General features: G+C 42.4%; 1 protein-coding gene. It reads right to left on the bottom strand.

Translation table 11 applies throughout. The features are described from left to right. A partial coding sequence (locus tag AC4E7D_RS10795; RefSeq protein ID WP_490173806.1) for an adenylate/guanylate cyclase domain-containing protein occupies positions 1 to 1859 on the bottom strand: 1859 nt, incomplete at its 3' end. Positions 1860 to 2062 lie beyond the last annotated feature (203 nt).

Genomic DNA, 2062 nt, shown 5'->3' with positions numbered 1-2062 from the left:
GACACATTAATCTTGCCTGGAATGGAATTGGATTCCATTCTGGCTGCAATATTGACCGTACTTCCCCATATGTCATACTGGAACTTTTTGGTCCCTACCACTCCGGCTACTACGGGACCCGAATTAAGGCCAATCCTGATTTCAAATGGATAAATACCTTTGGGTGGATTATTCTGTTTCTCCTTTACAAATTCCAAAATCTCCTGTGCGGCGTTGAAGGCATCATCGGCATGGGTATTGTTTTCTGTAGGTAAGCCCCCGGCACACATATAAGCATCCCCTATAGTTTTGATCTTCTCCAGATTATGCCTTTCTGTGATCTCGTCAAATGCTTTGAAGTAGTAATCAACGCTTTTAACCAGTTTATCCGCAGATATTTTTCGAGCGATTACCGAAAACTGCTTAAAATCTGTAAATAAGACGGTTATTTGCTCAAATTCCTTGGCTTTTATAAAACCATTCTCTTTGAGCTCCTCTGCTGTTTCCTTGGGCAATATATTCAACAGGATGCGTTCCGAACGATTCCGCTCAAAGGCCAGTTTCCGATTAGACCTGCGAATGTAGAAGAACTGAAAAACAAGTCCGGCTATGATCGCAAGAAACAGGATAAGTATAATGTAGAGCGACTGTTTGGCGCGGGCATCCTTTTCTATCTGGAATTCTTTGAGTTCGTTTTCAGCATTTAGAAGATTAATCTCCCGCTCCTTGTTTGCAAGATCGAACTGCACCCTTAAAATCCCCAGCGTTTTTTCATAATTATCCGCCCTGATCGTATCCTTAAGGGCAATAAATTCTTTATTGGCTTCCAGGGCCTTTTCGAAGGCCCCGGTGGCAGAATACACTTTGGATAATCCTTCATAAGCTGCTGCCTGATCGTAAAATACACCCGTCTCTTTGGCCAACTCCAGTCCGGTTAAATAATTGGAAACAGCCTCTGAATATATCCCTCGGTTTTCCAGTACTTCCGCCAGTCCGATTTGTGCCTTGGATCGCTCCATTTTCGATTGGCTGTTGTTAGCCACCGACACGGCTTTTCGATAATATTGCTCGGCACGGGATAGATTTCCCATCTTTTGATATGCCTCTCCTAATAATGTTAAGCTGTAAGCATGACCGTAATTGGATTCATCAATAAGTTCCTGGGAAATTTCCAGATACTCTATAGCTGCAGCCGGATTGTCTTTCTTTAGATAGATCTCACCAATATTCAGGGAGGCCATAGCCACTCCGTCGTCATAATCCAATTGACGAAACATAGGCAGGGCCTTATCATAAGATTCCAAAGCCTGATCATAGGTAGAGGTTACATTGGAGTACACCGTACCAATATTGAGTAAGGCTGTAGCGATACGGGTAGTATCCTGTATCGCCTCTGCGCTACGCAAGGAATTGATAAAGTATTCCAGCGCAGTGGGGTCATTGCCCTTTGTCTGATACACAGAACCTATATTGCTCTGTATATTGCTGATGCCTGCTTTAAAATCGATCTCCTCAAAAATGGCCAGGGACTGCTCCCAGTTTTCAAGCACCTTGTCGTAGTCCCCCATGAAATAATTAGCAAGGCCTATGTTCTTATAGCCCAGGCCTGCCCCCATCTTAAATCCGGTCTCATCAGCCAGGTTTACGGCATTCCTGGCATAGAAAATGGCCGAATCCGGGTTGATGGAAAAGTAATTTTGGGAAAGTGCTAATAGGGAATTTACCTTAAGGGAATCATTCTGCTGTTGTCCGATAAGGAGTTTCAGGCTGTCTATTTGAGCAGTCTGCCCAAAGCTTAATACAGGAATCAGGAAAAGTCCAACTAAACTTAATCTGATCGATTTCAAAAGATTACCTAAAACCTGGGTGGCTAACAGCATGCTTAAATGTAGGAATAATTCTGCTATTGTGCTGGGAATAGATAATTTGCCATACTTCCCACAAAAAAATAGATATCAAGCAAACTATTCGAAAAAACGAAGGTCTAATTATTAGTTTTATATCAATTCGTTCCTAATTCTAAAGTTTTGAACTCAGAAGCCAACTTCATAACAAAACTTCAGGACCCCAAAACCAGGGAGAA

Source organism: Lentiprolixibacter sp. (assembly GCF_982873095.1).
This window is presented reverse-complemented; position numbering and strand designations above follow the sequence as displayed.